The organism is Mycobacterium sp. 1245852.3 (genome assembly GCF_001669335.1).
GTDB lineage: Bacteria > Actinomycetota > Actinomycetes > Mycobacteriales > Mycobacteriaceae > Mycobacterium > Mycobacterium europaeum_A.
This window is the reverse complement of the sequence record NZ_LZLL01000079.1, coordinates 1-1,300: the sequence shown is the minus strand read 5'-3', so window position 1 is coordinate 1,300 and position 1,300 is coordinate 1. Positions and strand designations below refer to the sequence as shown.

Genomic DNA, 1,300 nt, shown 5'->3' with positions numbered 1-1,300 from the left:
AGCTCGGCGAGCAGCTCCGGTGAGATCAGGCCCTCGGCGCCCAGCTCGCAGGCCGGCGCCGATCCGCAACCATCCAGCGCGGCCCGCTCGGCGACCACATGAATCACCACCGAGCCCGCGGGTCGCTTGCCGGCCGCACAGTCGGCGCGCCCGCAGCGACAGCCCAGCCGATCCGCCCCGCCCGCCAGCGCGCCCAGCGCATCGGCGCGGCGCTGCGCGCGGGTGCGCGGGTCGTGCTCACACACCGTGGCCGCCAACGCAGTCAGGCGCCGGTCCAGCGCATGGGCGTCCGGGGCCAGCAGCGTGCCCTCAATGTGCGCCAACCCCTCCCCCATGTCGGCGACCCACACCTCACGCCCGGCCGCGCGCTCCTTGCGCCGCCGCACCGCATCCGCATCAGCGCGAGCCACCACCTTGTCCACCTGCGCCGCCAACCGGCCCTGGCTCATCGACGGCCACCTGGCCACGGTGGCGGCCAACTCCGCGTCCACGGCGCCCAACACCTCAGGGTCGGTGATCAGGTCTGTACGAAACACCAAGGTGGCGAACATCCGAAAGTCGATATCCCCGGACTTGAACACCGCACCCACCTTCGGCAACCGTTCCCGCATCGCCCGCGCGTACCGCACCCGGCTCGCGGCCAGGCCCTGGCTGATCCGCAGCTCGGCGGCCACCTCCGCACCCACCGCCGCCTCGGTGTCCACCGCCCACTCCTCGGTCTCCGAACACCGCGACAACCGATAGGCGAACAACTCACCAATCGCCACCAACTGCGCGGCCGCCGCCCGATTCTCCGCCCGCGCGGCCGCCCCGATCCGCTCCAGCAGCCCCACCGACACCGGCGTCGCCGACGGGTATTGGCGCTCGATGAGCTCATCGAACCGCGCCCGCACCTTTTCGAACATGTGTTCGATCATAGCCGCGCGGGCGACAAGTTAGCGGCTGAGCCGCCCGAGCACCTCGTCGACAACGGAATCCAGCGTGACGGGGACCTGCTCCCCGGTCCCGAGATCCTTCACCCCGACCGTGCCGGACTCGAGATCGCGGTCGCCGAGGACCAACGCGATCCGGGCGCCCGAGCGGTCGGCCGCGCGCATCGCGCCCTTTAGTCCGCGGTCGCCGTAGGCCATGTCGACGCGCACACCGCCGCCGCGCAACTGCGCGGCCAGCACCGCCAGGCGCAACTTGGCGTGCTCGCTCAGCGGCACGCCGAACACCTCGCAGCGCGCGGCCTCCCCCGCACTCTTGCCCTCGGCGCGCAGCGCCAGCAGCGTACGGTCCACCCCGAGCCCAAACCCGA

Annotated in this window: 2 protein-coding genes; both read right to left on the bottom strand. The window is 72.4% G+C overall.

From position 1 onward, the window contains the following. A partial coding sequence (locus A9W96_RS03545) for a 13E12 repeat family protein (protein ID WP_156765098.1) occupies positions 1 to 905 on the bottom strand: 905 nt, incomplete at its 3' end. A 30-nt stretch (positions 906 to 935) separates the two neighbouring features. After that, a partial coding sequence (locus tag A9W96_RS03540; protein WP_255362934.1) for a His/Gly/Thr/Pro-type tRNA ligase C-terminal domain-containing protein occupies positions 936 to 1,300 on the bottom strand: 365 nt, incomplete at its 5' end.